This is a genomic window from Scandinavium goeteborgense, assembly GCF_003935895.2.
GTDB classification, from domain to species: Bacteria; Pseudomonadota; Gammaproteobacteria; order Enterobacterales; family Enterobacteriaceae; genus Scandinavium; species Scandinavium goeteborgense.
Map to the genome: position 1 here is coordinate 4,263,649 of NZ_CP054058.1, position 26,966 is coordinate 4,290,614.

At 56.1% G+C, this 26,966-nt stretch carries 22 protein-coding genes and 1 riboswitch; of the genes, 9 read left to right on the top strand and 13 right to left on the bottom strand.

Translation table 11 applies throughout. From position 1 onward, the window contains the following. Positions 1–70: 70 nt before the first annotated feature. The 5 genes from psiE to yjbE all read right to left on the bottom strand — a co-directional run bounded on the left by psiE (position 71) and on the right by yjbE (position 4,380). Positions 71–481, bottom strand: coding sequence for a phosphate-starvation-inducible protein PsiE (psiE, locus tag A8O29_RS21145; RefSeq protein WP_110511058.1), 411 nt, complete (start codon positions 479–481; stop codon positions 71–73). Positions 482–603: 122 nt separating this feature from the next. Further along, on the bottom strand, positions 604–2,700 hold the full coding sequence (locus A8O29_RS21150; RefSeq protein ID WP_125354579.1) for a YjbH domain-containing protein: 2,097 nt from the start codon (positions 2,698–2,700) through the stop codon (positions 604–606). Next, positions 2,700–3,437: a capsule biosynthesis GfcC family protein gene (locus A8O29_RS21155; protein ID WP_125354578.1), complete on the bottom strand. Its 738-nt coding sequence runs from the start codon at positions 3,435–3,437 to the stop codon at positions 2,700–2,702. Before A8O29_RS21155 ends, A8O29_RS21150 begins: the two co-directional genes overlap by 1 nt. After that, a complete protein-coding gene (locus A8O29_RS21160; RefSeq protein WP_110511060.1) occupies positions 3,434–4,072 on the bottom strand; it encodes a YjbF family lipoprotein in 639 nt (212 codons plus the stop codon). Before A8O29_RS21160 ends, A8O29_RS21155 begins: the two co-directional genes overlap by 4 nt. A gap of 65 nt (positions 4,073–4,137) precedes the next feature. Continuing rightward, positions 4,138–4,380 (bottom strand): exopolysaccharide production protein YjbE, encoded by a 243-nt coding sequence (gene yjbE / locus A8O29_RS21165; protein ID WP_110511061.1) that lies wholly within the window; start codon positions 4,378–4,380, stop codon positions 4,138–4,140. Between the two features lie 511 nt (positions 4,381–4,891). On the opposite strand from yjbE, the gene A8O29_RS21170 reads away from it, so the two are divergent. After that, on the top strand, positions 4,892–6,313 hold the full coding sequence (locus A8O29_RS21170) for an L-fucose/L-arabinose isomerase family protein (RefSeq protein ID WP_174081413.1): 1,422 nt from the start codon (positions 4,892–4,894) through the stop codon (positions 6,311–6,313). Positions 6,314–6,499: 186 nt separating this feature from the next. Here A8O29_RS21170 and pgi read toward each other — a convergent pair whose 3' ends face one another. Continuing rightward, positions 6,500–8,146 (bottom strand): glucose-6-phosphate isomerase, encoded by a 1,647-nt coding sequence (gene pgi / locus A8O29_RS21175; RefSeq protein WP_125354577.1) that lies wholly within the window; start codon positions 8,144–8,146, stop codon positions 6,500–6,502. Between the two features lie 197 nt (positions 8,147–8,343). Between pgi and A8O29_RS21180 the strand changes: the two genes are divergently transcribed. The 6 genes from A8O29_RS21180 to A8O29_RS21205 all read left to right on the top strand — a co-directional run bounded on the left by A8O29_RS21180 (position 8,344) and on the right by A8O29_RS21205 (position 13,961). Beyond that, positions 8,344–10,131: a cation:proton antiporter gene (locus A8O29_RS21180; protein WP_125354576.1), complete on the top strand. Its 1,788-nt coding sequence runs from the start codon at positions 8,344–8,346 to the stop codon at positions 10,129–10,131. 58 nt (positions 10,132–10,189) lie between these two features. Continuing rightward, a riboswitch (Lysine riboswitch) is annotated at positions 10,190–10,384 on the top strand. Between the two features lie 79 nt (positions 10,385–10,463). Then, positions 10,464–11,825, top strand: a complete 1,362-nt coding sequence (gene lysC, locus A8O29_RS21185) for a lysine-sensitive aspartokinase 3 (protein WP_125354575.1) — start codon at positions 10,464–10,466, stop codon at positions 11,823–11,825. Between the two features lie 95 nt (positions 11,826–11,920). Beyond that, positions 11,921–12,862: a ketopantoate/pantoate/pantothenate transporter PanS gene (gene panS, locus A8O29_RS21190; RefSeq protein WP_125354574.1), complete on the top strand. Its 942-nt coding sequence runs from the start codon at positions 11,921–11,923 to the stop codon at positions 12,860–12,862. A 188-nt stretch (positions 12,863–13,050) separates the two neighbouring features. Further along, positions 13,051–13,368 carry a type II toxin-antitoxin system RelE/ParE family toxin gene (locus tag A8O29_RS21195; RefSeq protein ID WP_125354573.1) on the top strand — a complete coding sequence of 106 codons (318 nt, stop codon included), beginning with the start codon at positions 13,051–13,053 and terminating at the stop codon, positions 13,366–13,368. Continuing rightward, on the top strand, positions 13,361–13,642 hold the full coding sequence (locus A8O29_RS21200; protein ID WP_125354572.1) for an addiction module antidote protein: 282 nt from the start codon (positions 13,361–13,363) through the stop codon (positions 13,640–13,642). The genes A8O29_RS21195 and A8O29_RS21200 overlap by 8 nt, the downstream gene beginning before the upstream one ends. A gap of 46 nt (positions 13,643–13,688) precedes the next feature. After that, positions 13,689–13,961: a YjbD family protein gene (locus A8O29_RS21205; RefSeq protein WP_125354571.1), complete on the top strand. Its 273-nt coding sequence runs from the start codon at positions 13,689–13,691 to the stop codon at positions 13,959–13,961. 41 nt (positions 13,962–14,002) lie between these two features. On the opposite strand, the gene A8O29_RS21210 is transcribed toward A8O29_RS21205, so the two are convergent. Beyond that, a complete protein-coding gene (locus A8O29_RS21210; RefSeq protein WP_125354570.1) occupies positions 14,003–14,359 on the bottom strand; it encodes a hypothetical protein in 357 nt (118 codons plus the stop codon). 134 nt (positions 14,360–14,493) lie between these two features. Here A8O29_RS21210 and A8O29_RS21215 point away from each other — a divergent pair, with 134 nt between their 5' ends. After that, the gene (locus A8O29_RS21215) at positions 14,494–14,673 is read left to right on the top strand and encodes a hypothetical protein (protein ID WP_125354569.1); all 180 of its coding nucleotides are present in this window, start codon (positions 14,494–14,496) and stop codon (positions 14,671–14,673) included. Positions 14,674–14,721: 48 nt separating this feature from the next. On the opposite strand, the gene rluF is transcribed toward A8O29_RS21215, so the two are convergent. From rluF to metH, 3 genes are all read right to left on the bottom strand, one after another. Further along, positions 14,722–15,603 carry a 23S rRNA pseudouridine(2604) synthase RluF gene (rluF, locus tag A8O29_RS21220; protein WP_110511073.1) on the bottom strand — a complete coding sequence of 294 codons (882 nt, stop codon included), beginning with the start codon at positions 15,601–15,603 and terminating at the stop codon, positions 14,722–14,724. Between the two features lie 57 nt (positions 15,604–15,660). Next, positions 15,661–17,292, bottom strand: coding sequence for a Na/Pi cotransporter family protein (locus tag A8O29_RS21225; protein ID WP_110511074.1), 1,632 nt, complete (start codon positions 17,290–17,292; stop codon positions 15,661–15,663). 138 nt (positions 17,293–17,430) lie between these two features. Next, a complete protein-coding gene (gene metH, locus A8O29_RS21230) occupies positions 17,431–21,114 on the bottom strand; it encodes a methionine synthase (RefSeq protein ID WP_125354568.1) in 3,684 nt (1,227 codons plus the stop codon). Positions 21,115–21,296: 182 nt separating this feature from the next. Here metH and iclR point away from each other — a divergent pair, with 182 nt between their 5' ends. Beyond that, positions 21,297–22,127 carry a glyoxylate bypass operon transcriptional repressor IclR gene (gene iclR, locus A8O29_RS21235; RefSeq protein WP_125354567.1) on the top strand — a complete coding sequence of 277 codons (831 nt, stop codon included), beginning with the start codon at positions 21,297–21,299 and terminating at the stop codon, positions 22,125–22,127. A 94-nt stretch (positions 22,128–22,221) separates the two neighbouring features. On the opposite strand, the gene aceK is transcribed toward iclR, so the two are convergent. Genes aceK through aceB form a run of 3 tightly spaced genes read right to left on the bottom strand, consistent with a single transcriptional unit; the run spans position 22,222 to position 26,933 of the window. After that, the gene (gene aceK / locus A8O29_RS21240) at positions 22,222–23,943 is read right to left on the bottom strand and encodes a bifunctional isocitrate dehydrogenase kinase/phosphatase (protein ID WP_125354566.1); all 1,722 of its coding nucleotides are present in this window, start codon (positions 23,941–23,943) and stop codon (positions 22,222–22,224) included. A gap of 51 nt (positions 23,944–23,994) precedes the next feature. Next, the gene (aceA, locus tag A8O29_RS21245) at positions 23,995–25,299 is read right to left on the bottom strand and encodes an isocitrate lyase (RefSeq protein ID WP_125354565.1); all 1,305 of its coding nucleotides are present in this window, start codon (positions 25,297–25,299) and stop codon (positions 23,995–23,997) included. Positions 25,300–25,331: 32 nt separating this feature from the next. Next, positions 25,332–26,933 carry a malate synthase A gene (aceB, locus tag A8O29_RS21250; RefSeq protein WP_125354564.1) on the bottom strand — a complete coding sequence of 534 codons (1,602 nt, stop codon included), beginning with the start codon at positions 26,931–26,933 and terminating at the stop codon, positions 25,332–25,334. Positions 26,934–26,966: the final 33 nt, after the last annotated feature.

Below are 26,966 nucleotides of genomic sequence, written 5' to 3' on the forward strand. Positions count from 1 at the left end.
GTAATGCCACTGTTATCCCTCAATTTGTACTTGTGACTGTTGATTTGGCGCTCCCTGGAGCGCCATTTTTTTATTCACGTTTCAGGCGTTTCGAGTTGCACAGCCAAAGGGTGATAACCAGCAGCAAGATCGCCGCAGAATAGATCAGGACATCAAGTGGGGATTTATGATCAACGATGATCAGCCGCACGATGGCGGTGATCCCGATATAGACAAAGTAGCGTAGCGGGAAGTGAAAGCCGGACTGAAAGTACTTCACGATCAGCGCGATAAACTCAAAATAGAGGAAGTAGACCACCAGCCCTTCCACCAGCGCGTATTTGCTGGTTTGTTCAGGGGCAAACAGAACGTCGGCCAGATGGAGCGTTTCTTTGCCGAGGAAAACCACCAGGATCAGGCCCAGGCTGAGCAAACCCAGATTCAATACGGTCTGCAAAACGGTGGAGATAAATTCAACGCGTGGACGAGTCAGCGATGTCATACAGCTTCTCCTGCGGTGTGGCGAACCCCTTGTATAACGCAAAAATGTGACGGGGATCTACATTTTTTGTTTATATTTCGCGCATAGAGTACCCCTCACCCCAAGGGGTGAGGGGTAAATCATCAGCGGAAGTTCTGACTGCGGTCGCTGGTCATGTCGTACAGCTGGAATTTACGACCGAGCTGCTGGCCGCCGTCACGCGTCAGCGGTGTCCAGCCAATCGATGCCCGGCTGCGGGTCGGGCCGGACGAGAACAGGTCCAGCGGCACGGAGACATACACGCCTTTGGTGAAATCACCTTCGCCGTATTCATCTGCCGACACGTTGGTTATCGTGGCATATGCGCCCACGACGACACCGCTGTCGAAGTGCTTCGACACCTCCAGCGTGCCGCCTTTATCGCCTGCCAGATATTGCCCGACGCTGGCTTTCACCAGCACGTCCTGGGCAAACGACGGCGTCCAGTACGCCGTGAGATTCCCCACTTTGGCGCTGTAATCGGTGAACTTCATCATGTCCAGCGAACTGGTCCAGTCACGCTGTTTCACGTAGTTGGCATCCACACCGAACGCCCAGTTGCTGTCGACCGGACGCCACAGCACTTCGCCGCCCACGCCGCCGTACATGGTTTCGAGATAACCGCCATACACCTGGCCGTAAAAATCATTGCCCAGATACTGCAGATAGTTGGCCTGCAGGTTATTCACGTAAACGTCGTTTTCAACGTAATCACGCACGTGAGTACGCACGCGCGGCAGCGTCGAGTCGTTTGGCGGGTTGGTATAGTTGAATTTGTCATAGTTGTTGGCGATGTTGCCGAACACGCTGCCGGTGGTCAGCAGGTGATCTGTCACCCACCAGTCGGCGGTGGCCATTACACCCAGCTGGTACATGTAGAAGCTTTCCGGCCCGCCGATGGACTGGCTGAGCACCGGATCGACATGGAAATTAAAGCGCGATTTGTCGATATACCAGCCCTGCTCGGTTTTGTCCGGCACCACTGGCGCTTCACGTTTCTGCACCAGTTCGGTCTCGTGACCCAGCGGCTCGCCTTCCAGATGACGTTTCAGGCTGGCGACGTTGGTTTCCGTGGTCACCTGCGGCATGTTCAGACGGTTTTCAGTCACGCGAACCGTGCTGATGCCGTCCGGCAGATCGTTCATGATGATGCGGTTTGCGCGCTCAATCCCTTCACGCGAATCGCGGTATTTCACCTGCTCGCCGGTGACGTACAGCGTGTCGCCTTTAACCTGAATTTTCGGGTCAGCAAATCCGGCATTGTACTTCAGCAGCGTCAGCTGATTCGCCACCACCGAATGTTGCAGAATGGCGTCCTGCGGCTGCGGCTGGTATTTCGGTCGGCTGTTGTCGTTATACGACGGACGCAGATCGTTAAAGTTGGTGCGCAGGGTCACGCCGAACATGAAGGTGTTGCCGCGCTCGTAGCTGAGGTTAACGTCGGCCCAATCGGTCACGCGATAAATGGCGCCGACGTTAAACTTACTTTTCTGTTCGAGCTTTCCGGCGAAGTCTTCGCTGTAGTTGTTGCCTTCATACTCCAGCTTCAGGCGCAGCGGCTGCCACGGCGTCTGGTATTCCACGCCGCCGAACAGTGAGGCCGGGCCGTGGAACATCTGGCTGCTGTCCATCGAACCCGCCTGTCGGTAGCTGTTATCGCGATAGCAATATTTATCGCTGTAGCTACACAACGGATTTTTGACGTTGCCGCTGGTGCCGAGGTAGCCCCAGCCGAGACCGAGGCTGAAATCGAATGGGCCCCAGGCTTTGCTGGCGACCAGATATTCCGCATCAAACAGGCCGGTCCCGCCGATATCTCGCGCCCCGACAGATACTTGTGGCAGCCAGTAGCTCTCTTCCCACAGGCGCAGCTTGAGGTCGAAGGCTTTATCTTTGTAGGTCTGGTCGCCAGAGAAGGATTCCACGCTGCTGTATTCTCGGGTTCGCACATCGGTATAACGCAGGGTCGTTTCCAGCCACGGGAAAAGCTGCACCGAGGCGGAGTAATAGCGGTACTGGTCGTTATCGCGATAGTTGAGACTCAGTTCCCCTTCCCGCGCCATGCGCGCCGTCGGCGTTTGCAGCAGGCCGACGCCACCAAAATCTGACTGCGACGGGCCAATCGGTGCCGGATACGTTTCCGCATGGCAGACCGCGCTCACGCCCAGCGCCAGCAGGCTATAGAGAAATCTTTTTTTCATTATTCCGGGATCCGCTGTGCAAGGGTACGAAGAAGCGCGGCGTTCAGATCGTCATACTTCTTCGTCCAAAGTGAGTCGGCGAAACCGACAAAAATGATGCTGCCGGGCATCGGCTCAATGTGACGCTTATTCCAGTACGCCACTGGCGCTTTTTCTTTGCGTCCATCGGGATAAATCACCCAGGCATAGCTGCGGTCCGCGCCGCTCAGCAGGCTCATCTCATCGAGATACGCCGCCACGTCTTTGCCAGGCACAAACGCGGTTTTACCCGGGCGGCTAATTAGCCCAAACACGCTGACGGTGGTCGGCTGCTGGCCAACCCACAGGCTGTACTGCCCTTCCAGCGGCGGGTTTGCGCGACGCCCAAGCCGAACGCTGTCGGGGTCGAGGCTGACAAACTGCCTGCCAGTGATGTTCAGCGTTTGCAGCTGCTGACGCACGGCGTTTATCGCCACGGCATCGTCACCGTTTTCGTCCGCCGCCAGCGCGCCAAGCTGCGCCATCAGGGTCTGTTTCTGTTGCAGCGCCACGGCAGTGGCCTGTTTTTCTGCGATAACGGCCCCTGGCCACCAGCTGTTTTCCAGTCTCGGCTGCGCCACTAAATCCGCCAGATGGGCGGCATCGGTCAGGGTTTTGGCTTCTTTTGCGCCGTTGATATACACGTCGACGGTGCCCGCAGCCAGCGCTAGCGGGGCAATAAACCACGTCATCACGGCAGCAAGGGAGAGTTTTTTCATTGCTTCGCCGCCTTGATCAGGGTGGTTTTCACCGGGAAGAAATTCGCGCCGAGATACTGTTCTGACTGGCGAATTTGTCCTTCGCTGTCCACCCAGAAGCGGTTCTGCCAGCTCGCCTGGTCGGTGCTGGCGTCTTCCACCAGCACGCGCACGACGGTGGATTCTCCCGCCAGCGTCAGGGTGTCGGTGCCCTGCCAGTGGAATTCAGAGCGGGCGGTGGCGTAGCGCACCTGTTTGTGTTCCGTCCAGCCCAGGGTGCGGGTCCAGCTTGCACCATCGATAATCTGGTTAGGTTTTGCCAGCGGATCGTCGGCGAGGTTATTTACGCTGAGCAGGTTATCGCCGCCGAGCAGCGTTTTCACGATGCGACCCTGCTGCGTCACCACCGTGGCCTGATCTTGCGTCACCCACTTCTGCTGACCGTTTTCTGAAAACGCGAGGACCACAAACAGCTGCGGGCCGTTATTGAGCTGCATGTACTGGCTGGCATACGGCATATTCTGGATATCGTCGGCGGTAAGCTGCACGCCTTGCGTGCCGAAAACGCTGTGCCACAACGATTTGCCGAGCCCTTCCGTGCTGGCTGAACAGGCCTGAAGCAGCAGGCAAAGAGTGACAATAATAGGTCGCTTCACGACTCTTCTCCGAAGGGGCAAAATAACCACACCGAAGTGTGGTTAGGGTTAATGACCCGTGAGACTTAGCGGGTACTTGTGGTTGTTGTGGTCGTGGTTCCGGTATTGGAGCCATCACCACCACCGGTCGCCGCCAGTGCGACCCCCACGGCCGAACTTACGGCGCTGGCGCTGGTTGCGGCGGAACTGCCCGCAGACACAGACGTCGCTGCCGACCCTGCCGCATCACCGGTTTCCACCGGGGCTGCATAGGCAGAAGCCGCCGCAAACGCAGAAATGGCAAAAATGCCATACATTACTTTTTTCATTACTATTTCCCTTCATTGGTTGAATGAATGGAGTTTCACCTGAGAAATTCAGGCGATATCGAGTATACACAACTAAAGCTGACGAATTAGGGCTCAGGAAATAAGCAGGCGGGTTTTAGGACAATGAGAAAAAAACGTTATTCCATAATCAGGTAAAATAATAAAAACCTTTAAATTCAATCAACTTATCAGACACAAACATCAAGAAAATCCTAAAAAATAAATTATGCATTGTCGATCACAATCGTTTTTAGGATTAACCTGAACAGGCGAAAGGAATAGCCATGCAGCCGCGCATTCTTTATTCCCTGTAATTTTGATGGGAAATGAATACCGCGATTTCTGTCTCGCGGAAATGCATTTCGCACAGGATCGATATTCTGCGATCCCCATTCTCCGTTCCTCGTTTCAATTGCCAACTCTGGTTCAGACCTGTCCATCAGCCGCAGGTTTTCCCGCCTGCCGGTGCGTAAAGTGGCGGCATCCTGTCACTCTTGTCTGAGGCTCCATTATGAAAACATTCACCGTTGGTCTGTTTGGCATTGGGCTTGATACTTACTGGCCGCAGTTTCACGGCCTGCGCGAACAGCTCGAAGGCTATCTGGGCCGGGTTGATGAGCAATTACAACGCCGCGAAGTGGCGGTAGTGAACGCCGGGCTGATTGATAACCCGCACACCATGGACGCCGCCGCGGCAACGTTCGCCGCAAAAAACGTCGATGCGCTGGTGCTGTACATCACCACTTACGCCCTGAGTTCCACCGTTCTGCCGTTGGTGCAGCAATTAAACGTCCCGGTCATTATTCTGGCGCTGCAACCGGAGAAAAAAGTCCCCTGCGCGACCATTAATCAGCATCCGGATCGCGGGGTGCGCACCGGGCAATGGCTGGCGCACTGTCAGGCCTGTAGCGCCCCGGAACTGGTGAACGTGTTCCAGCGGGCCAATATCGGTTACACCCTGGTGCCGGGTTATCTCGACGATCCGCAGGCGTGGCGAGAAATCGATAACTGGCTGGCCGCCGCCCAAACAGTTCATGCCCTGAAAACCACTAACGTTGGCGTACTCGGCCACTATTACAACGGCATGTACGACGTCTACTCGGATATGACTAATCTGTCGGCCAAATTCGGCGTGCGCTTCCGGGTGCTGGAGATTTGCGAGCTGGCGGATTCGCTGCCGTCGATAAGCCCTGCGGAGCGTGAGCAAAAACACAAACAGGTGTTCGATGCGCTGAACGTCGACCCGGCGTGTGAGGCGTTTGAACTGCAGCGAGCGATAACCACCTCGGTGGCGCTGGATAAGCTGGTTGCCCGCCATCAGCTGGGCGCGATGGCTTATTACTACGAAGGTGCATCCGGTTCGCCGCAGGAAAACATCATCACCTCGGTCATTCTCGGCAATACGCTGCTGACCGAGCGCGACATTCCGGTGGCCGGAGAGTGCGAAATCAAGAATGTGCTGGCGATGAAAATCCTCAGTCTGTTGAAGGCGGGCGGTTCGTTCTCGGAGCCGTACGGCATGGATTTCGAGGATGACACCGTGCAATGGGGCCACGACGGCCCAGCGCACCCGCTGATGTCAGAAGGAAAAGTCAGGCTGGTGCCGCTGCCGGTGTACCACGGCAAACCGGGCAAAGGGGTGTCGATTCAGATGACCGTCGCACCGGGTCCGGTGACGTTTTTATCGGTGGTGGAACATCGGGATGGTCGCGTTACGCTCCAGTTCGCCGAAGGTGAAGCGGTGCCGGGCGAGGCTTTGGATATCGGTAATACCAACAGCCATTATCGTTTCGCGCTGTCGGCCCGGGAGTTCACCCGTCGCTGGTGCGAAGGCGGCCCGGCACACCATTGCGCGATTGGCATGGGTCACGTCGGAGAGAAAATCGAGGCAATTGCGAAGCTGTTAGGGATCCAAAGCTGCCGGATAGCCTGAGTCATTGCCCGGTGGCGCTTCGCTTACCGTGCCTACGGTTTTGTAGGCCCGTGCAAACGCAGTGCCGCCGGGCAATTTAGGGTGAGGGGAAGTCCGCTGCGGTCTGATGCCCTCTCCCACGGGGACAGGGTGCAAACATAAAAAAAGCCTTCTCGAAGAGAAGGCTTTTTGTCGTTTATATCGGGTTTATTTCCAGGATTTGTAACGGTTAATCAGACCGTTAGTCGAGCTGTCGTGGCTGCTGACGTCTTTATCATCGGTCAGTTCTGGCAGGATACGGTTTGCCAGCTGTTTGCCCAATTCAACGCCCCACTGGTCGAACGTGAAGATGTTGAGGATAGCACCCTGGGTAAAGATTTTGTGCTCATACAGCGCAATCAGCGCACCCAGGCTGAACGGCGTGATTTCGCGCAGCAGGATGGAGTTGGTTGGGCGGTTGCCTTCGAAGACTTTGAACGGCACGACGTGTTCCAGCGTTTTCGGATCTTTACCCTGGTCGGCGTATTCCTGCTCAACCACGTCGCGAGATTTACCGAACGCCAACGCTTCAGTCTGAGCGAAGAAGTTAGACAGCAGCTTCGGATGGTGGTCAGACAGCGGGTTGTGGGTGATCGCCGGCGCGATAAAGTCGCAAGGAACCATTTTGGTGCCTTGGTGAATCAGCTGGTAGAACGCGTGCTGACCGTTGGTGCCCGGCTCGCCCCAGATGATTGGGCCAGTCTGGTAATCCACTGCGTTGCCGTTACGGTCAACGTATTTGCCGTTGGATTCCATGTTGCCCTGCTGGAAGTACGCCGGGAAACGGTGCATGTACTGGTCGTACGGCAGGATGGCTTCGGTTTCAGCGCCGAAGAAGTTGTTGTACCAGATGCCAATCAGCGCCAGCAGTACCGGCAGGTTTTTCTCTGCAGGCGTGGTAGAGAAGTGCTGGTCCATCGCGTGCGCGCCGGAAAGCAGTTCAACAAAGTTGTCGTAGCCAACGGACAGAATGATCGACAGACCAATCGCAGACCACAGGGAGTAACGACCGCCGACCCAGTCCCAGAACTCGAACATATTCGCGGTATCAATACCGAATTCACCCACGGCTTTACCGTTGGTGGACAGTGCCGCGAAGTGTTTCGCCACGTGCTTTTCGTCACCGGCGGTTTTCAGGAACCAGTCGCGCGCGCTGTGGGCGTTGGTCATGGTTTCCTGAGTGGTGAAGGTTTTAGAAGCGACCAGGAACAGCGTGGTTTCCGGGTTCACGTCTTTCAGTACTTCAGCAATGTGCGTGCCATCGACGTTAGACACAAAGTGCATATTCAGGTGGTTTTTGTACGGACGCAGCGCCTCGGTCACCATGAATGGACCCAGGTCGGAGCCGCCGATACCGATGTTCACCACGTCGGTAATCGCTTTGCCGGTGTAGCCTTTCCAGCTGCCAGAGATGATGGCTTCGGAGAAGTGCTTCATCTTTTCCAGCACCGCATTCACTTCCGGCATCACATCTTTGCCGTCAACGATAATCGGTGTGTTGCTGCGGTTACGCAGGGCAACGTGCAGCACCGCGCGGTCTTCGGTGCGGTTAATTTTCTCACCGGAGAACATGGACTTAATGGCACCCGCCAGGTCAGTCTCTTTCGCCAATGCTTGCAGCTTGCTCAGCGTCTCTTCTGTGATGCGGTTTTTAGAGAAGTCCACCAGCATCTGATCGTCGAACGTTGCAGAAAACTTGGCGAAACGGTCGCCATCTTTCGCGAACAGGTCGGCAATCGACACGTCCTTCATTTCATCATAATGCTTCTGTAATGCCTGCCAGGCAGAGGTCTGCGTTGGATTGATGTTTTTCATAGCAATACTCTTCTGATTTGAAAAATGTGACTTCGGTCGATTGTAGCGCCTGCGACGCTTTTTGTGATGATTTTTGTGTGATTGAGACGTTTCAGTTCAGCCTTCGTTATCCTGAACTCATCACTGCTGCTTATAATCTACACATGCGTCATTTCGCACAATGATTTGCTCCACGTCACTAAGGAAAAAAGAAAAATATGGAACTGCCGGTCCCGTTTCTACTGGTGATCATCGCCATCGCTTCCCTGCTGGCCCAATGGCTGGCCTGGGGTTTACGTATTCCCGCCATTTTGCCGCTGCTGCTGATTGGCGTCGGGCTCGGTCCGGTGCTGCATATTTTACAACCCGATCTGCTGTTTGGTCCGCTGCTGTTCCCGCTGGTGTCGCTGGCGGTGGCGATCATTTTGTTCGAGGGCGCGCTGACGCTGCGCTTTGACGAAATACGCGGCCTCGGGGGCGTGGTGCGCAATCTGGTCACCGTCGGGATGCTGATTACCTTTGCGGTGATTTCGCTGGCTTGCTGGGGCATCCTCGGGCTCACGCCGCAAATATCGGCGCTGATTGGCGCGGTGACGGTGGTCACCGGTCCGACGGTGATCGCCCCGCTCATGCGCGTGGTGCGCCCGACGGCGGGCATCAACCAGGTGCTGCGTTGGGAAGGGATCGTCATCGACCCGGTTGGCGCGATTTTTACCCTGCTGGTGTTTGAATTTATCACCGCGCATCAAACCTCCACTGGCGGATTACATCTGCTGATGACCCTGGCGCAGACGCTGGCCGTGGGCCTCGCCAGCGGGGCGATATTTGGCTTCCTGCTTGGCAATGCGCTGAAGCGTGGCTGGCTCCCCGGCTATCTGCAAAACTTTGCGGTGCTGGCGATTGTGCTGATGACGTTCGGGCTGTCGAACGCCCTGGCGGACGAGTCCGGGCTGCTGGCGGTAACAGTGCTCGGTATCTGGCTCGCCAACATGAAGGAAGTCGAAACGACGGATATCGTCGAGTTTAAGGAAGAGTTATCGGCCATTCTGCTGTCGGCACTGTTTATCATTCTGGCGGCTCGGCTCGACATCCAGGCGCTGTGGGCGATGGGTTGGCCGCTGTTAGGCCTGTTGTTAGTGGTGCAGTTTGTCGCGCGACCGTTGTGTATTCTGGTCTCGACGTACGGCTCATCATTGAGCTGGCGCGAAAAGTTGCTGCTGTGCTGGATTGCGCCCCGCGGGATTGTCGCCGCCGCCGTCAGTTCATTGTTCGCCCTGACGCTACAGAACGACGGTTACGACGGCGCCGACCAACTGGTCACGGTGGTGTTCGCCATTATCATCGGCACGGTGGTGCTGCAAAGCCTCACCAGCGGCTGGCTGGCGCGACTGCTCGGGGTGCAACAGCGTAAACCCCGCGGCGTGTTGATTGTCGGCGCGAATACGGTGGCCCGCACGCTGGCGCAGGCGCTGAAAAAGCTCGATATTCCGGTGCAGCTCAGCGACAACAGTTGGGAATATTATCGTCTGGCGCGCATGGCGGGTTTACCGACCTATTACGGCAACGTCTGGTCGGAACATGCGGAGAACTACCTGAACCTGAGCGATACGCGCCAGGTCATCGCGCTTTCGCCGAACCGCCATCAAAATGCGCTCGCAGTGCTGCATTTCAAACACATCTTCGGCGAAAACCGGGTGTTCTCGATTCGTACCGGCCAGGAAACCAAAGGGCGTAGCGAGAAAGAGACGCGGCATGAACGCTTGTTCGATAAAGACGTGACATGGGCGCGGCTCAGCAGTCTGCTCGCCAAAGGTGCGGCAGTGAAAGTGACCCGACTGAATGAGAATTTTGGCTGGGAAGATTATCTGAATGCGAACCCTGGCGCGACGCCGCTGTTTGCCCAAAAAGAGGATGGCGTGTTGATGACAATGAACAGCCAACTGACTCCGCCGCTGCCGTGTACATTAGTGGCGATTGTTGAAAATGAAAAATCGACATCATCGTAACATTGACAACACCCCCCAGAACCCTTTATTTATAAAACCCTACCTGCGCATTCGTGCGCAGGCCAGAAGAGGAGCATCGCCCAGGCGAGGTGTTCGAGGAGCCAGTCCTGCGAAAACACCTTATGGGGAGCGATGCCGAGATAGCGGAACATCTGGCAGTGTTCACTATCGGCTACAGAGGCTGAATCCTCTGGGCTGTCACCGGAAGTGACCCGCAGTCGGGCGCTTCACAAGGTGGAGCGCTTCTGGGTGAACTGTAGCTTTCTACGTCTACCCTTCCGCTCTTCCCTTGTGCCAAGGCTGAGAATTTAATTCCCTGACACGAGGTTTTTATGACACATGCCGTTTCCCCGCTCGTTGTAGCAAAATTTGGCGGTACCAGCGTTGCCGATTACGAAGCCATGAACCGCAGCGCCGACGTGGTGCTCTCCGATTCCGGCGCACGCCTGGTCGTTCTGTCCGCCTCAGCGGGGGTGACAAATCTGCTGGTTGCCCTGGCGGAAGGTCTCGAATCCACAGAACGCTTCGTTAAACTCGATGCGCTGCGCCGAATTCAGTTCGATATTCTCGAACGCCTGCACAACCCCAACGTTATCCGCGAAGAAGTCGAACGCCTGCTGGAAAATATCACCACCCTGGCGGAAGCCGCCTCGCTTGCGACTTCAACGGCACTGACCGATGAGCTGGTGAGCCATGGCGAACTGATGTCGACGCTGCTGTTTGTCGAAATCCTCCGCGAACGTAATATCCAGGCCCAGTGGTTTGACGCTCGCAAAGTTATGCGCACCAGCGACCGTTTTGGCCGCGCTGAACCGGACATCGCAGCCCTGGCTGAACTGGCCCGCCAACAGCTCGCCCCGCGCCTGGAAGAAGGCCTGGTGGTCACACAGGGCTTTATCGGCAGCGAAGCCAAAGGCCGCACCACGACGCTTGGCCGCGGCGGCAGCGATTACACCGCGGCACTGCTGGGCGAAGCGCTGCACGCGTCTCGCGTTGATATCTGGACCGACGTACCGGGCATCTACACCACCGACCCGCGCGTGGTGCCTGCCGCGCATCGCATCGATGAAATTGCGTTTGAAGAAGCCGCTGAACTGGCGACCTTTGGCGCGAAAGTGCTGCATCCGGCTACGCTGCTGCCTGCGGTACGCAGCGACATTCCGGTGTTTGTCGGCTCAAGCAAAGATCCGAAAGCCGGTGGCACGCTGGTCTGCAACAAAACCGAAAACCCGCCGCTGTTCCGCGCGCTGGCCCTGCGCCGCAAGCAAACGCTGCTGACGTTGCACAGCCTGAACATGCTGCACTCCCGCGGGTTCCTGGCCGAAGTATTTGGCATTCTGGCACGGCACAACATTTCGGTCGATTTGATAACGACGTCAGAAGTGAGTATCGCCCTGACCCTCGACACCACCGGCTCGACCGCCACCAGCGACACCCTGCTGACGCAGTCGCTGCTGATTGAATTGTCGGCCTTGTGTCGCGTGGAAGTGGAAGAGAACCTCGCGCTGGTGGCGCTGATTGGCAACGATCTGTCGAAAGCCTGCGGCGTGGGCAAAGAAGTGTTTGGCGTGCTCGAACCGTTCAACATCCGCATGATTTGCTACGGCGCGTCGAGTCACAACCTGTGCTTCCTGGTTCCGGGTGCCGAAGCCGAGCAGGTCGTGCAAAAACTTCATCATAATCTGTTTGAATAAATATCCTTAGCAGGATAAACATTACCTATAGCCGGGCTCGAACCCGGCTTTTTTATACCTATAAAACACAACATAACACCTGCAAGGAATACACCATGCTTTCGATACTCACGCGACTGTTCCCGCTCTGGGCCGTGCTGCTCTCCGTACTCGCGTACAAAACTCCGACCACCTTCACGGCGATTGGCCCGTGGGTGACCACGCTGCTGATGCTGATCATGTTCGGCATGGGCGTGCACCTCAAAATTGACGATTTCAAGCGCGTACTGTCGCGCCCGGCCCCGGTTGCTGCCGGGATTTTCCTGCACTATCTGGTGATGCCGCTCGCCGCATGGTTGCTGGCGATGCTGTTCCACATGCCGCCGGAACTGTCTGCCGGGATGGTGCTGGTGGGCAGCGTCGCCAGCGGCACGGCGTCAAACGTTATGATTTTCCTGGCGAAGGGTGACGTGGCGTTGTCCGTGACCATTTCGTCGGTATCCACGTTGGTCGGTGTGGTTGCCACGCCGCTGCTGACGCGCCTGTACGTCGACACACATATTCAGGTCGACGTTATGGGCATGCTGCTGAGTATTCTGCAAATCGTGGTTATCCCGATTGCGCTTGGACTGGTGGTGCATCACCTGCTGCCGCGCGTCGTGAAAGCGGTAGAGCCGTACCTGCCTGCGTTTTCAATGCTGTGCATTCTGGCGATCATCAGCGCCGTGGTTGCGGGTTCGGCCTCGCACATCGCGTCGGTCGGTTTCGTGGTGATTGTGGCGGTTATCCTGCACAACACGCTGGGCCTGCTCGGGGGTTACTGGGGCGGACGCCTGTTCGGCTTCGACGAATCGACCTGCCGCACGCTGGCGATTGAAGTCGGGATGCAGAACTCCGGCCTCGCGGCGGCGCTGGGTAAAATCTACTTCGGCCCACTCGCCGCGCTGCCCGGCGCGCTGTTCTCGGTGTGGCACAATCTTTCCGGCTCGCTGCTGGCGGGATACTGGTCAGGCAAGCCTGTAGAGAAACAGAACGTGGCGGTGGCGAAAGAGAGTTAAGTCGCCCAGGCATGGCTTCATCAGAGGCCATGCTTCAACTCTGAATGCAAAAAATCAAATCATTGCAAAACCCTTCGGCCCGCTTTCAGAAATTACAATTTTAAATCTCCTGCCCTTCTTTTCAGCTTTCACCTCAACCTTATTCCTTGCATTATTTAAAGAGTCGTTTATAAAATACAGGGAAGGATATGAAAACAATCCTGCAAACATCCGTCTTTCAGAAGTGGGAATCACGTCTGAAAGATCACAGTGCAAAAGCGCTTATTGCCGCTCGTATTCTACGGCTCGCGAATGGATTACCGGGAGATACCAAATCCATAGGAGAAGGAATCCATGAGCTTCGTATTCACTATGGACCTGGCTACCGTATCTATTTTCAACAGCAAAACGACGTCATTATCCTGCTACTTTGCGGTGGCGATAAAAGCCGTCAAAGCAGTGATATCGTTGCTGCAAAGTATCTGGCCAGCGTGTACAGAACAAAAGAGGGTTTGATTCATGAATAAGCTGACACATTATGATCCCGCTGCAGCACTTATCAATGATGAAGCCATTGCCGTTTTCATCAATGACGCGCTGGAAACGGGGAATGCGGCCTTCATAGCCAAAGCGCTCGGCGTCGTGGCTCGAGCAAAAGGGATGTCCACCATTGCGACAGAAACAGGCCTTTCGCGTGAACAACTGTACCGCTCGTTCAGCGATCAGGGTAACCCCACCTTAAAAACTACGCTGGCGGTGATGAAAGCGCTGGGCTTTGGGCTGACAATCAAGAATACTTAAGGCCTTCCGTTGCAGCACACGGTTTCTAATACCAGAGGTATACAGCATGGCAATTTCACGTCTGACCCAGCAGGACATGAACGAGAAAGAACAACGCGAGCTGAAAACCCTCCTCGACCGCGCCCGCATCGCCCATGGCCGCACGCTGACCAACGCGGAAAACAACAGCGTCAAAAAAGAGTACATCGACAAACTGATGGTCGAGCGGGAAGCAGAAGCCAAGAAAGCCCGTCAGTTAAAGAAAAATCAGGCTTATAAAGTCGACAAAACAGCGACATTCACGTGGACTGCCAGTACAGGACCGCGAGGGAAACGCTGATTAACGCAGGCCAGGCAGATCAGACTGCCCGGCCGGGCGTATCAATGCGTGGCGTGAAGTTGAGCATCTGCCCGTTCTGAGAGCTGATGTATCGCAGGAATAAGCTGGCTGATGCAGCTCAGGCTGTGTCCTAACTGGCAGACACTTTCAGTAGAGAAGGTCGTTTCATTTTCCGTACACAGGCTGATCAGGCTGTCGCCGAGAAACTTTAAGGTCTGATACAGGCCAGACAGCGTGTCTTCGCAGCCAAAAGCCAATTCCAGCAGTTCTTCTTCAGACAACTTGTGACAATCAAGCTGCCGCATGACGTTTGCCAGCGGAAAATTGATCAGGCTGCTTCCGGGCAGAATGTTACAGGATCCCGTATCAGCGTTAGTGGTACTATCGGCGTTAGCCATGGTATTACCTCGGTTTAATATTATGGTCAGACGCCCCGATCGTGTTGCTGCACGTTCGGGGCGTTGCTTTACTGGTAGCTATACAATGCTGTACATTTACAACCAGTCGAGAAAGCATACGCCGGAGATAACCAATGTCAACCAATGACAACCACAAAGAGCGTCTTGTTGTGCAGCTTCGTCTGGATGCGGACTTATCAGAACGACTGGCTGCGGCCATGAAAGAAGATGGCGATGACAACAAAGCAGGCTGGATAAAACGATTGCTGCGGAGAGAACTTGATAAGCGCAGCGTTGTAGAAAGCGAGAAATAAAAATGCCGGGGACATCCCCGGCATTTTACATTCTGGATAACGCGCGAATCAGCGCCCTTTCTTTTTACGCCCTGGCGATGCAAAGCGCTTACGGTTTGCCAATTCTGCCGGGGTTTTCGCCATGTTTTTTGCGCCGCTGCTGGCCGGTTTCTTCACCGGGGTTGCGGCGGTTTTCGGCTTGGCCTTGGCTTTTGCCGGTTTGGCTTCCGAGGACGAGTTTTCAATCAGCTTGAACAGTTCGATCAATTCGTCATCGGTCAGGTCACGCCATTCGCCTAACGGCAGTCCTTTCAGGCTGACGTTCATGATTCGCGTACGTTCAAGCTTGGTGACTTCAAAGCCGAAATGTTCGCACATGCGGCGAATCTGACGGTTCAGGCCCTGCACCAGGGTGATGCGGAAAGTGAACGGTGCTTCTCTTTTCACTTTGCACTTTTTCGTCACCGTGCCGAGGATCGGCACGCCCTTGCCCATTCCCGCGATAAATTCATCGGTCACCGGTTTGTTGACCGTGACCAGATACTCTTTTTCATGGTCGTTGCCGGCACGCAGGATTTTGTTCACCAGGTCGCCATGGTTGGTGAGGAAAATCAGGCCCTGGGAGTCTTTGTCCAGGCGGCCAATCGGGAACACGCGGCTGCTGTGGTTGACGAAATCGACGATGTTGTCCTTTTCGCCGTTCTCGGTGGTGCTGACGATCCCGACCGGCTTGTTCAATACGATTAACACCAAATCGTCTTCCTGACGCGGCTCGATGAGCTGGCCGTTTACTTTCACGACGTCGCCCGCCACGACCTGATCGCCAATGGTGGCGCGTTTGCCGTTGATGAGCACGTTGCCCTGTTCGATGTAGCGGTCGGCGTCACGGCGTGAGCAGATCCCACTTTCGCTGATGTATTTGTTTAATCGGATGGATTGAGTCGGCAGCATAGTTTCTCCTGTATGCGCGAACTATATCAAAGGCCGATAGCCTTATAAAACAACCCGTCAATAATCGTCGCGACCATCATCTTCGTCCGGCTGTTCCATCACGCTGTACGCCACCGCGCAGAACAGGGAGTTGAGACGCTTCATGTCACCGAGCAGCCCCAGGTGGAGCGAGCTGGTTTCGATACTCTGCACGTTTTGCTGATGCAGCCTGTCGACGTGAGCGTGTGAGTAACGACGGTTCAGGATGCGGAAGCGGTGCTTGTTCCGGCGCAGACGGCGAGCGCTGTCGACGTCACCGGAGAAGAATACCGACATCGCCAATTGCAGGTTGCTGAGCAGTTGCTCAAACAGACCATCCAGCTCTTTCAGCCCTTCCACCGAAAACGCCCGGCGCGCAGCCAGGGACTTATCAGCAATCTCACTGCCCATGCGCTCGATGATGTCGGAAGCCTGTTCAAGGTTCAGCGACATCTCGATGATTTCCGCCCAGCGCCGGGATTCTTCTTCTGCGAGTTCATCCTTCGGCATCCGCGCCAGATACAGCTTGATAGCGGTGTAGAGTACGTTGACGTCGTCAGCGATTTTGCGCAGCTCTTTCTCTTCGCGCGGCTCACCGTGAATAACCTTGTGCAGCCCCGCCATCATGTTTTCCATCGCATCACCGATACGCAGCGTTTCACGGGCGGCGTTGGCCAAAGCCAGCGTCGGCGTGTCCAGCGCCGTTGGATCGAGATGTTTCGGTTTCAGACGTGCATCCAGCTCCGGCACTTCCACGATAATGCGCTTGCAGAAGCGGGCCATCGGCTCGGCGAACGGCACCATCGCCAGGCAGCGGATCAGGTTGTAGAACACGTGGAAGTAGATAACCAGTTCAGATTTCGCCACCGGCAGGCGGGCCATTACGTCCGCCAGGATGTGGATAAACGGCAATACAATCAGGCTACCCACCAGCTTAAACAGCAGGCTGCCGAGCGCCACGCGACGTGCGGCGGCATTGGCGGTGCTGTTGTTGAGCATCGCCAACAGGCCAGAACCGAGGTTCGCACCAATCACCAGACACAGCGCCACCGGGAACGAAATCACGCCGGTGGCCGTTAACGTGGCGGTCAACAGCACGGCGGCGAGGCTTGAGTAGGTGATGACTGCAAACAGCGCGCCGATCAGCGCATCGAGCATGATATCGCCGGTCAGCGAGGCGAAAATCACCTGCACGCCATTGGCCTGGGTTATCGGGTGGACGGCCTGAACAATCAGTTCCAGCGCAAGCAGGATAAGCCCGAGGCCAATCCCCACGCGGCCCAGTTGCCCGGCACGCGTTTGTTTACGTCCGAGGAAGAAGATGACGCCGACGAAAATCAGCAGCGGCGACAGCCAGGAGAGATCGAAGGTCAGTACGCGGGCCATTAGCGCGGTACCGACGTCGGCGCCGAGTACGATGACCAGCGCTGGCGTCAGCGCCACCAGGTCCTGCGCGACAAACGAGGTCACCAGCATGGTGGTGGCATTGCTGCTCTGGACCAGCGCGGTAACGCCAATGCCCGCACAGAAGGCGAGTGGTTTCTTTTCGACGCTGCGGCTGAGTACGGTACGCAAGCGAGCGCCAAATACGCGCATAACGCCGGTTCGAACGATATGTGTGCCCCAGACCAGGAGCGCCACAGCGGATAGCAGGTGTAGCAAAGTCAGCACGAGTTTGTTTTCTCCTTATCGTTATACGTTTTTATGGGATCGGCATCCATTTTCAGTATAAGGGTTTAGCGTCAATAAAGAGACAAGGCACCGTGAAGGTGCCTCGTTTGTTGTAAGAAATGATGACAGTTTTATGACTTAATCAGCGTCATAACCCAGGTTCGGTGCCAGCCAGCGTTCGGCCTCTGCGACGCTCATTCCTTTGCGGTAGGCGTAGTCTTCCACCTGATCGCGCTGAATTTGCGCGATGGCGTAATACTTGCTGTCCGGGTGGCTGAAGTACCAGCCCGAAACCGAAGCGCCTGGCCACATTGCGTAAGACTCGGTGAGCTTCATGCCGGTGTGGGTTTCGGCATCCAGCAGCTGCCAGATGGTGGCTTTTTCGGTGTGTTCCGGACAGGCCGGGTAACCCGGTGCCGGGCGAATCCCCTGGTAGTTTTCGCGAATGAGTTCCTCATTGCTGAGGTTTTCATTGGCGGCGTAACCCCAATGTACTTTGCGTACGCGCTCGTGCAGATATTCTGCGAACGCTTCTGCCAGACGGTCAGCAATCGCCTTGATCATGATTTTGTTGTAGTCATCATGCTGCGCATCAAACGCCTCTGCCAGCGCGTCTTCTTCAAGCCCACCGGTAACGGCAAAGGCACCGAGATAATCCGCTTTCCCGGAGGTTTTTGGCGCGACGAAATCAGACAGACAGTAGTTAGCAAAGCCCACCTTTTCCGTCTGTTGGCGCAGATGACGACTGACCGCCAGCACGTGCGTGCGGGTTTCATCGCGATAAATTTCGATGTCGTCACCAATACGGTTCGCCGGGAACAGGCCCACGACGCCGCGCGGGTTCAGCGATTTGTTCGCACTGAGGTTATCGAGCATTTCATTGGCATCCGCAAACAGGCGTTTGGCCTCTTCGCCCACGACCTCATCTTCGAGAATGCGCGGATATTTACCCGCCAGCGACCAGGTCATGAAGAACGGCGTCCAGTCGATGTAGTTACGCAGCGTTTCGATGCTGGCGCTGACGGCCTGCACCCCGAGACGATGCGCGACCGGCGGCGTGTAGCTTGCCCAGTCGAAGGCCAAATCGTTATCGCGGGCAGCCTGCAATGACACTGGCGGCGTGCGCGGTTTTTTACGCGCATGCTGGATGCGCACCGTGTCGTATTCCTGACGCGTACGGGCGATAAACGCATCGCGCTGCGTCGCCGAGAGCAGCGCAGAAACGACGCCCACGGTGCGTGAGGCGTTCTGCACATATACCGTCGGGCCGCTGTAGTTCTGCTCGATTTTCACCGCCGTGTGCGCTTTCGAGGTGGTTGCGCCACCAATCAGCAACGGAATGGTGAAACCCTGACGCTCCATTTCTTTCGCCACGTTGACCATTTCGTCCAGCGACGGGGTGATCAAGCCGGAAAGGCCAATCAGGTCGGCATTCACTTCTCGGGCAGTTTTGAGGATTTTGTCCGTCGGCACCATCACGCCAAGATCGATAATCTCGTAGTTATTACACTGCAACACCACGCCGACGATATTCTTGCCGATGTCATGCACGTCGCCTTTCACGGTGGCGATAACCATTTTTCCGTTGGTGGAGCCTTTCTCTTTGCTGGCTTCAATGTACGGTTCCAGATACGCCACCGCCTGTTTCATGACGCGGGCAGATTTCACCACCTGCGGCAGGAACATTTTGCCTTCGCCGAACAGGTCGCCGACCACGTTCATGCCGTCCATCAACGGCCCTTCGATAACCTCAATCGGGCGCGAGGCCTGCTGGCGCGCTTCTTCGGTATCGATTTCGATAAATTCAGTGATGCCTTTGACCAGTGAATATTCGAGGCGTTTTTTGACTTCCCAACTGCGCCATTCGGCTTGCTGAGTATTGGCCGCTTCATCGGTTTTGCTGCCGCGGTATTTTTCAGCGAGATCCAGCAGACGTTCGGTGCTGTCATCGCGACGGTTAAGCACCACGTCTTCCACCGCGTCGCGTAACTCGGCAGGCAGGTCATCATATATCGCCAGCTGTCCGGCGTTGACGATCCCCATGTCCATCCCGTTGCGGATCGCGTAGTAGAGGAACACGGCGTGGATGGCTTCGCGCACCGGGTCGTTACCACGGAACGAGAAGGAGACGTTGGAGACACCGCCGGAAATCAGCGCGTGAGGCAGTTCGCGTTTGATGTCTTCGCACGCGCCGATGAAATCCTGCGCGTAGTTGTTGTGCTCTTCGATGCCGGTCGCAACGGCGAAAATATTGGGGTCGAAGATAATGTCTTCCGGCGGGAAGCCCACCTCTTCGGTCAGAATTTTATAGGCGCGGGTGCAAATTTCGATTTTGCGCGCGCGAGTGTCGGCCTGGCCTATTTCGTCAAACGCCATTACCACCACGGCAGCGCCGTAGCGCCGGACTTTTTTGGCGTGAGCGACGAAGGCGTCGACGCCCTCTTTCATCGAAATGGAGTTAACGATGCCTTTGCCCTGAATGCACTTTAGGCCTTTTTCGATGACCTCCCACTTCGAGGAGTCGATCATGATGGGCACGCGGGCGATGTCGGGTTCACCGGCAATCAGGTTCAGGAAACGCACCATCGCCGCTTCGGCGTCGAGCATCCCTTCATCCATGTTGATGTCGATGATCTGCGCACCGCTTTCGACCTGCTGACGTGCGACGGCCAGCGCTTCGGCGTATTTCTCTTCTTTGATCAGGCGCTTAAATTTGGCGGAACCAGTGACGTTGGTACGCTCACCGACGTTCACAAACAGGCTATCGTCGCCAATATTCAGCGGCTCCAGACCCGCCAGACGGCAGGCGACCGGCAGTTCCGGAAGCTGGCGCGGGGCAAGGCCTTCCACCGCACGGCTCATCGCCGCAATGTGCTCCGGCGTGGTGCCGCAGCAACCGCCGACGATATTGAGAAATCCGGACTGCGCCCATTCACCAATCTGTGCCGCCATGGTGTCGGCGTCGAGGTCATATTCCCCGAAGGCATTCGGTAAACCGGCATTCGGGTGTGCCGTGACGTAGCACTCCGCAATGCGCGACAGCTCCTGCACGTACTGGCGCAGTTCATCCGGCCCCAGCGCACAGTTCAGACCAAACGACAGCGCATCCGCATGGCGCAGCGAGTTATAGAACGCTTCCGTGGTTTGCCCGGAAAGCGTACGGCCAGACGCATCGGTGATGGTGCCGGAAATCATGATAGGCAGATCTACGCCTAACGCTTCCATTTCCTCTTTCACCGCGTAAATCGCGGCTTTGGCATTGAGGGTGTCAAAAACGGTTTCGATAAGAATCAGGTCTGATCCGCCTTCCACCAGCGCTTTGGTGGATTCGCGGTAGGCGACCACCAGCTGATCGAAGGTGACGTTACGAAATGCCGGATCGTTTACATCGGGAGAAATTGACGCCGTGCGGTTGGTCGGGCCGAGCACCCCGGCGACATAGCGCGGTTTGTGCGGCGTGCGGGCCGTCCATTCATCGGCACAGGCGCGGGCCAGCTTTGCCGCCGTGAAGTTTATCTCCGCCGACAGCGATTCCATTTGGTAATCCGCCATGGCGATGGTCGTGGAGTTAAAGGTGTTGGTCTCAACGATGTCCGCCCCGGCTTCAAAATAGGCGTTATGGATGGCGGCAATGATGTCCGGTTGGGTTAGCACCAGCAGGTCGTTGTTGCCTTTCAGGTCACTCGACCATTCAGCGAAGCGTTCGCCACGGTAATCTTCTTCGTTCAGCCGATAGCTCTGGATCATGGTGCCCATGCCCCCGTCCAGAACCAGGATTCGATCTTTTAATTGCTGCTTCAGCTGTTTTTCGATGGTGCTCACGCGGACTCCCGACAACGCTCTTATCAACAAGCCATAGTGGCATATTCAACCACCGTGGAAAAGAGAGCCACACGGAACATGAGAGATGTTCACTACCACTGCTCCGATCAGTTCTGATAACGGTTGCATTATAATCAAATAAAACGAAAATGATTTCCACGATACAGAATAAGGAGGTCGTCATGGTTGCAACTGTTCCCGCAAAACGTGGCAGAAAACCCGCCCCTGCCACAGCGGCTCCACAGCCCACCGGCCAGGTACAGTCGCTGACACGCGGCCTGAAGCTGCTGGAGTCGATTGCAGAATCCCATGGCAGCGTGGCACTGACCGAGCTGGCGCAGCAGGCTGGCCTGCCGAACTCCACCACTCACCGCCTGTTGACCACGATGCAGCAGCTAGGCTTTGTACGTCAGACCGGCGATCTGGGTCATTGGACCGTTGGCGCGCACGCCTTCATCGTGGGCAGCAGTTTCCTGCAAAGCCGTAACCTGTTGGCGATTGTGCACCCTATCCTGCGCAAGCTGATGGATGACTCCGGTGAAACGGTGAACCTGGCGGTGCTCGACCAGAGTGACCATCAGGCGATCATCATCGACCAGGTGCAATGTACGCAGCTGATGCGCATGTCTGCGCCGATTGGCGGCAAGCTGCCGATGCACGCGTCAGGCGCCGGGAAGGCGTTTTTATCTCAGTTGACCGATGAGCAAGTGAGCGGGTTGCTGCACCGTAAAGGGCTGCACGCCTACACGCACGCTACCCTGGTTTCGCCGGTACATCTGAAGGAAGATTTGGCACAGATTCGCAAGCGCGGCTACTCGTTTGATGACGAAGAGCACGCGCTAGGCCTGCGTTGCGTGGCGGCGTGTATTTACGATGAGCATCGCGAACCGTTTGCCGCCATCTCCATTTCCGGGCCGATTTCGCGGATTACCGACGATCGCGTGACCGAGCTTGGAGCGCTGGTGATTAAGGCGGCTAAAGAAGTGACGCTGGCATATGGTGGAACGCGTTAAGACGGGTGCGGCCTGATGCCCTCTCCCCAGCACTCTCCCACGGGGAGAGGGAGAAAACACTAAAAACGGGAACCCAAAGGTTCCCGTTTTACTTTTACCTCCGCAGGCCAAAACGTTGTCGCTTCCGGTAGGCAAAAACATCTTCCACGTGCCCGTCCCGAATACGCGTTTGCAGGCCACGCCAGTAGTCTGCGCGTAGCAGGTCGGCGTGCATTTCCTCAAACAACGGCCCAATACGGGCGTCGGCACACAGCCAATGGCGAAACTCTTCCGGGAAAACGTCGCCTGGCGAGACGCTGTACCACGGCTCGCTGGCGAGCTCATCTTCCGGGTAACGCGGCGGCGGGATGTCGCGGAAATTCACTTCCGTCATGTAGCAAATTTCATCGTAATCATAAAAGACCACCCGACCGTGGCGGGTGACGCCAAAGTTTTTAAAAAGCATGTCGCCGGGGAAAATATTGGCTGCCGCCAGCTGGCGAATGGCGTTCCCGTACTCTTCCACAGCATCGCGTAACTGCTGGCCGTTGACCCGTTCAAGCCACAGATTGAGCGGCACCATCCGCCGTTCAATGTAGAGATGACTGATGGCGATGCGTTCCCCGAGATCGTTGATTTTTTGCGGAACTTCCTGCCACAATAAATCGAGTAGCGCGGGGGAAATTTGCCGTTTTTCCAGCACAAAGTTTTCAAACTCCTGCGTGTCGGCCATTCGCCCCACGCGGTCATGTTCTTTGACCAGCTGATAACAGGCCCGCACGTGCGCCGCATTCATCTCTTTTTGCGGCGCAAACCTGTCTTTGATGACCTTAAATACCCGGTCAAAACCAGGCAGCGTGAAGACCAGCATCACCATGCCGCGTATGCCCGGTGCTTCGATGAACTGCTCTTCTGTTTGGCGAATATAGGTCAGATACTCGCGATAGCTTTCCGTTTTGCCATGCTTCTGGCAGCCAATCGCCATGTACAGCTCAGCGGTGGTTTTGCCCGGCAGTATTTCCCGCAGCCATTCGACTAATGCCGCCGGGAGCGGGGCATAAACCATGAAATAGGAGCGAGCGAAACCAAAGACAATGCTGGCCTCCGCGCTGGTCGTCAGACAGGTATCAACGAATAACTCGCCTTCTTCGCTGCGATGCACTGGCATTAGTAGCGGTACGATGCCTTCTGGCGTGTACAGCCTGGCAACCAGCCAGGCCGCTTTATTGCGATAAAACAGCTCGTTCGCCACCTGTAGATGCGATTCGCGTAAAACGTCTGCCCCAAATTCGTCCGTCAGATGCGCCACGATATATCCCACGTCACGCGCTTTATCCTGCCACGGCAGACGCAGCGGCAGGTCCGTCAGCATTTGGTTGAGCAGTGCCTCCCAGCCGTTATCCGGGTAGAAATCTTTCGCCAGCGGGCGAGGAATGGCGCGAAAGCGGCGCTCCGGCTGAGAGCTGAAAATAAAAAGCCGCTCGGGAGTCAGCGAGCGGTGGTCAAATAACCGACAATACACAGAGTTAAAAAAGCTTTCGGCAATTTCAAAGCGAGGGTAATCAGGCAGCAGCGCGGTGTAATGTTCTTTCACCCGCAGCAAAAAAGCCGCATCCGGACTTTTACCTTCCGTGATACAACGCAGCTGCTCCACGACCAGGCCCACATGATGGTCGTACAGATGAATACGCTGCTTCATCGCCTGTTGTACCGCGTGCCAGTCTGCCTGTTCGAAACGCTGTTGCGCCCCGGAAGTGACTTCCAGAAAGCGGCCATACTGCGCGTCGAATCCTTGCAGAATAGTTTGAGCGATTAACAGTTCGAGGCCACGCGTCATCTGCATCTCCGTTGTGATTTTCCTCTCTCCCCGCAGGAAGAGAGGACAAAGTCAGAACTGCGATTCTTCAGTCGATCCCGTCAGGGCAGTGACGGATGAAGCGCCGCCCTGAATGATGGTCGTGACCTTGTCGAAATATCCCGTGCCCACTTCCTGCTGATGCGAGACGAAGGTGTAGCCCTGTTGGCCCGATTCGAACTCCGGCTGCTGCACTTTTTCGACGTAGTGGCGCATCCCTTCGCCCTGCGCGTAAGCGTGGGCCAGGTCGAACATGCTGAACCACATGCTGTGAATGCCGGCGAGGGTGATGAACTGGTATTTGTAGCCCATCTCCGACAGCTGCTGCTGGAAGCTGGCGATGGTTTTATCGTCCAGATTCTTCTTCCAGTTAAACGAGGGTGAGCAGTTGTAGGCCAGCAGTTTGCCTGGATATTTCGCGTGGATAGCCTCGGCGAAGCGGCGAGCCAAATCGAGGTCCGGCGTGGAAGTTTCACACCACACCAAATCGGCATACGGTGCGTAAGCCAGCCCGCGGCTGATCGCCTGCTCGATGCCCGCGCGGGTACGGTAGAACCCTTCGCTGGTGCGTTCGCCGGTGACAAACTCGCTGTCATACGGGTCACAGTCGGAGGTGATCAAGTCGGCAGCATCGGCATCGGTACGGGCAATCAGCAGCGTCGGCACGCCCAGTACGTCAGCAGCCAGACGCGCAGCAACCAGTTTTTGAATCGCTTCCTGGGTCGGTACCAACACTTTGCCGCCCATGTGTCCGCATTTTTTCACCGAGGCCAGCTGATCTTCAAAGTGCACGGCTGCCGCACCCGCTTCAATCATCGACTTCATCAGTTCGAACGCATTAAGCACGCCGCCAAATCCGGCTTCTGCATCGGCGACGATCGGCAGGAAATAGTCGATATAGCGAGGATCATTTGGTTCAATGCCCGACGCCCATTGGATCTGATCCGCACGACGAAATGTGTTGTTGATCCGATCCACCACCGATGGCACCGAGTTAGCCGGATACAGCGATTGATCCGGGTACATGCTCGAGGCCAGGTTGGCATCTGCCGCAACCTGCCAGCCGGACAGATACACGGCTTCAATCCCCGCTTTCGCCTGCTGCAGCGCTTGTCCGCCAGTCAGCGCTCCGAGGCTGTTCACGTAGCCCTTTTTGGCGTCGCCGTGCAATAGGCGCCACATTTTCGCCGCGCCGTGCTGCGCTAGCGTGCATTCCGGATTCACCGAGCCGCGTAATTTCACCACCTCTTCCGCACTGTACGGACGGCGAATGCCTTTCCAGCGTGGGTTGGTCCATTCCTGTTTGATCTCTTCGATTTGTTGGGTACGGGTTTTCATTGGCAGAGGCTCCATTTTTATTATTGGGTGGGTTAGGCCAGCAGGCGGTAGCCGGGCAGTGTTAAGAAATCGACGAGTTCTTCGGAGGTGGTGATTTGCTCCATCAGGCGCGCCGCTTCATCGAAGCGACCACTGCTGAAGCGGTGTTCGCCGAGTTCGTCCTGCACAACCCGCAGCTCTTCAGCCAGCATCTGGCGGAACAGCGCTTTGGTCACTGGCGTGCCGTTGTTGAGCGTCTTCTGGTGATGGATCCACTGCCAGATAGAGGTGCGGGAGATTTCTGCCGTCGCGGCATCTTCCATCAGGCCGTAAATCGGTACGCAGCCGTTGCCGGAGATCCACGCTTCGATGTACTGCACGGCCACACGGATGTTGGCGCGCATGCCTTCTTCAGTACGTTCACCGTCGCATGGCGCCAGAAGCTGCTCAGCAGTAATCGGTGCATCGTCATCACGAGTCAAGAAGAGCTGGTTTGGGTGGTCGCCCAGCACCTCGTTAAACACTGCCATCGCCGTATCTGCGAGGCCAGGATGCGCAATCCATGTGCCGTCATGACCGTTGTTGGCTTCGAGCGCTTTATCCGCCCTCACTTTGTTGAGCACCTGCGTATTGCGCCCGGCGTCTTTACTCGGGATAAACGCCGCCATGCCGCCCATCGCAAACGCCCCGCGTTTATGACAGGTTTTGATCAGCAAGCGCGAATAAGCGCTGAGGAAAGGCTTGTCCATCGTGACCATTTGTCTGTCTGGCAGCACGCGGTCTGGATGATTTTTCAACGTTTTGATATAGCTGAAAATGTAATCCCAGCGCCCGCAGTTCAGACCGACGATATGGTCACGCAGCGCATGCAGGATTTCATCCATCTGAAATACCGCCGGGAGCGTTTCAATCAGCAACGTGGCTTTGATGGTGCCGCGCGGCAGGTCGAAACGGTCTTCAGTAAAGCTGAACACTTCACTCCACCAGGCCGCTTCCTGCCAGGCCTGGGTTTTCGGCAGATAAAAATAAGGGCCGCTGCCTTTTGCGAGCAGGTTTTTATGGTTGTGGAAGAAGTAGAGCGCGAAATCAAACAGGCTTCCTGGAATGGATTCTCCGCGCCAGGTCACATGCTTCTCTGGCAGATGAAGCCCGCGAACCCGACACACCAGCACCGCCGGATCCGGCCCCAGCTGATAAATCTTCCCGGCTTCATTGGTGTGACTGATAACGCCGTCAACCGCATCGCGCAGGTTGATTTGCCCGTCGATAACTTTATCCCAGTTCGGCGCCAGCGAATCTTCAAAATCCGCCATAAACACTTTTACGTTAGCATTCAGCGCATTGATGACCATTTTGCGCTCGACGGGACCGGTGATCTCCACCCGACGGTCGAGAAGATCCTGAGGAATGCCCCGTATTTTCCACTCTGAATTTCTAATGGAAGCAGTTTCCGAAATGAAATTAGGAAGTTGACCATTATCGATATTTTGCTGTTGCTGAATACGTGCGGCCAACAGTTTGTTGCGCTTTGGTGTGAACCGGGAAACCAGTTCATTGAGAAATTCGATCGCTTCTGGGGTCAGGATCTGCTGTTCCTGTTCGCCAAACGGCTGGCTGAAGGCCAGTTCTTCTGCGGTTGTTGCCTGTTGTGTCATTGCGCGGCTCCTCGTCGTTGATCCAAAGTCACT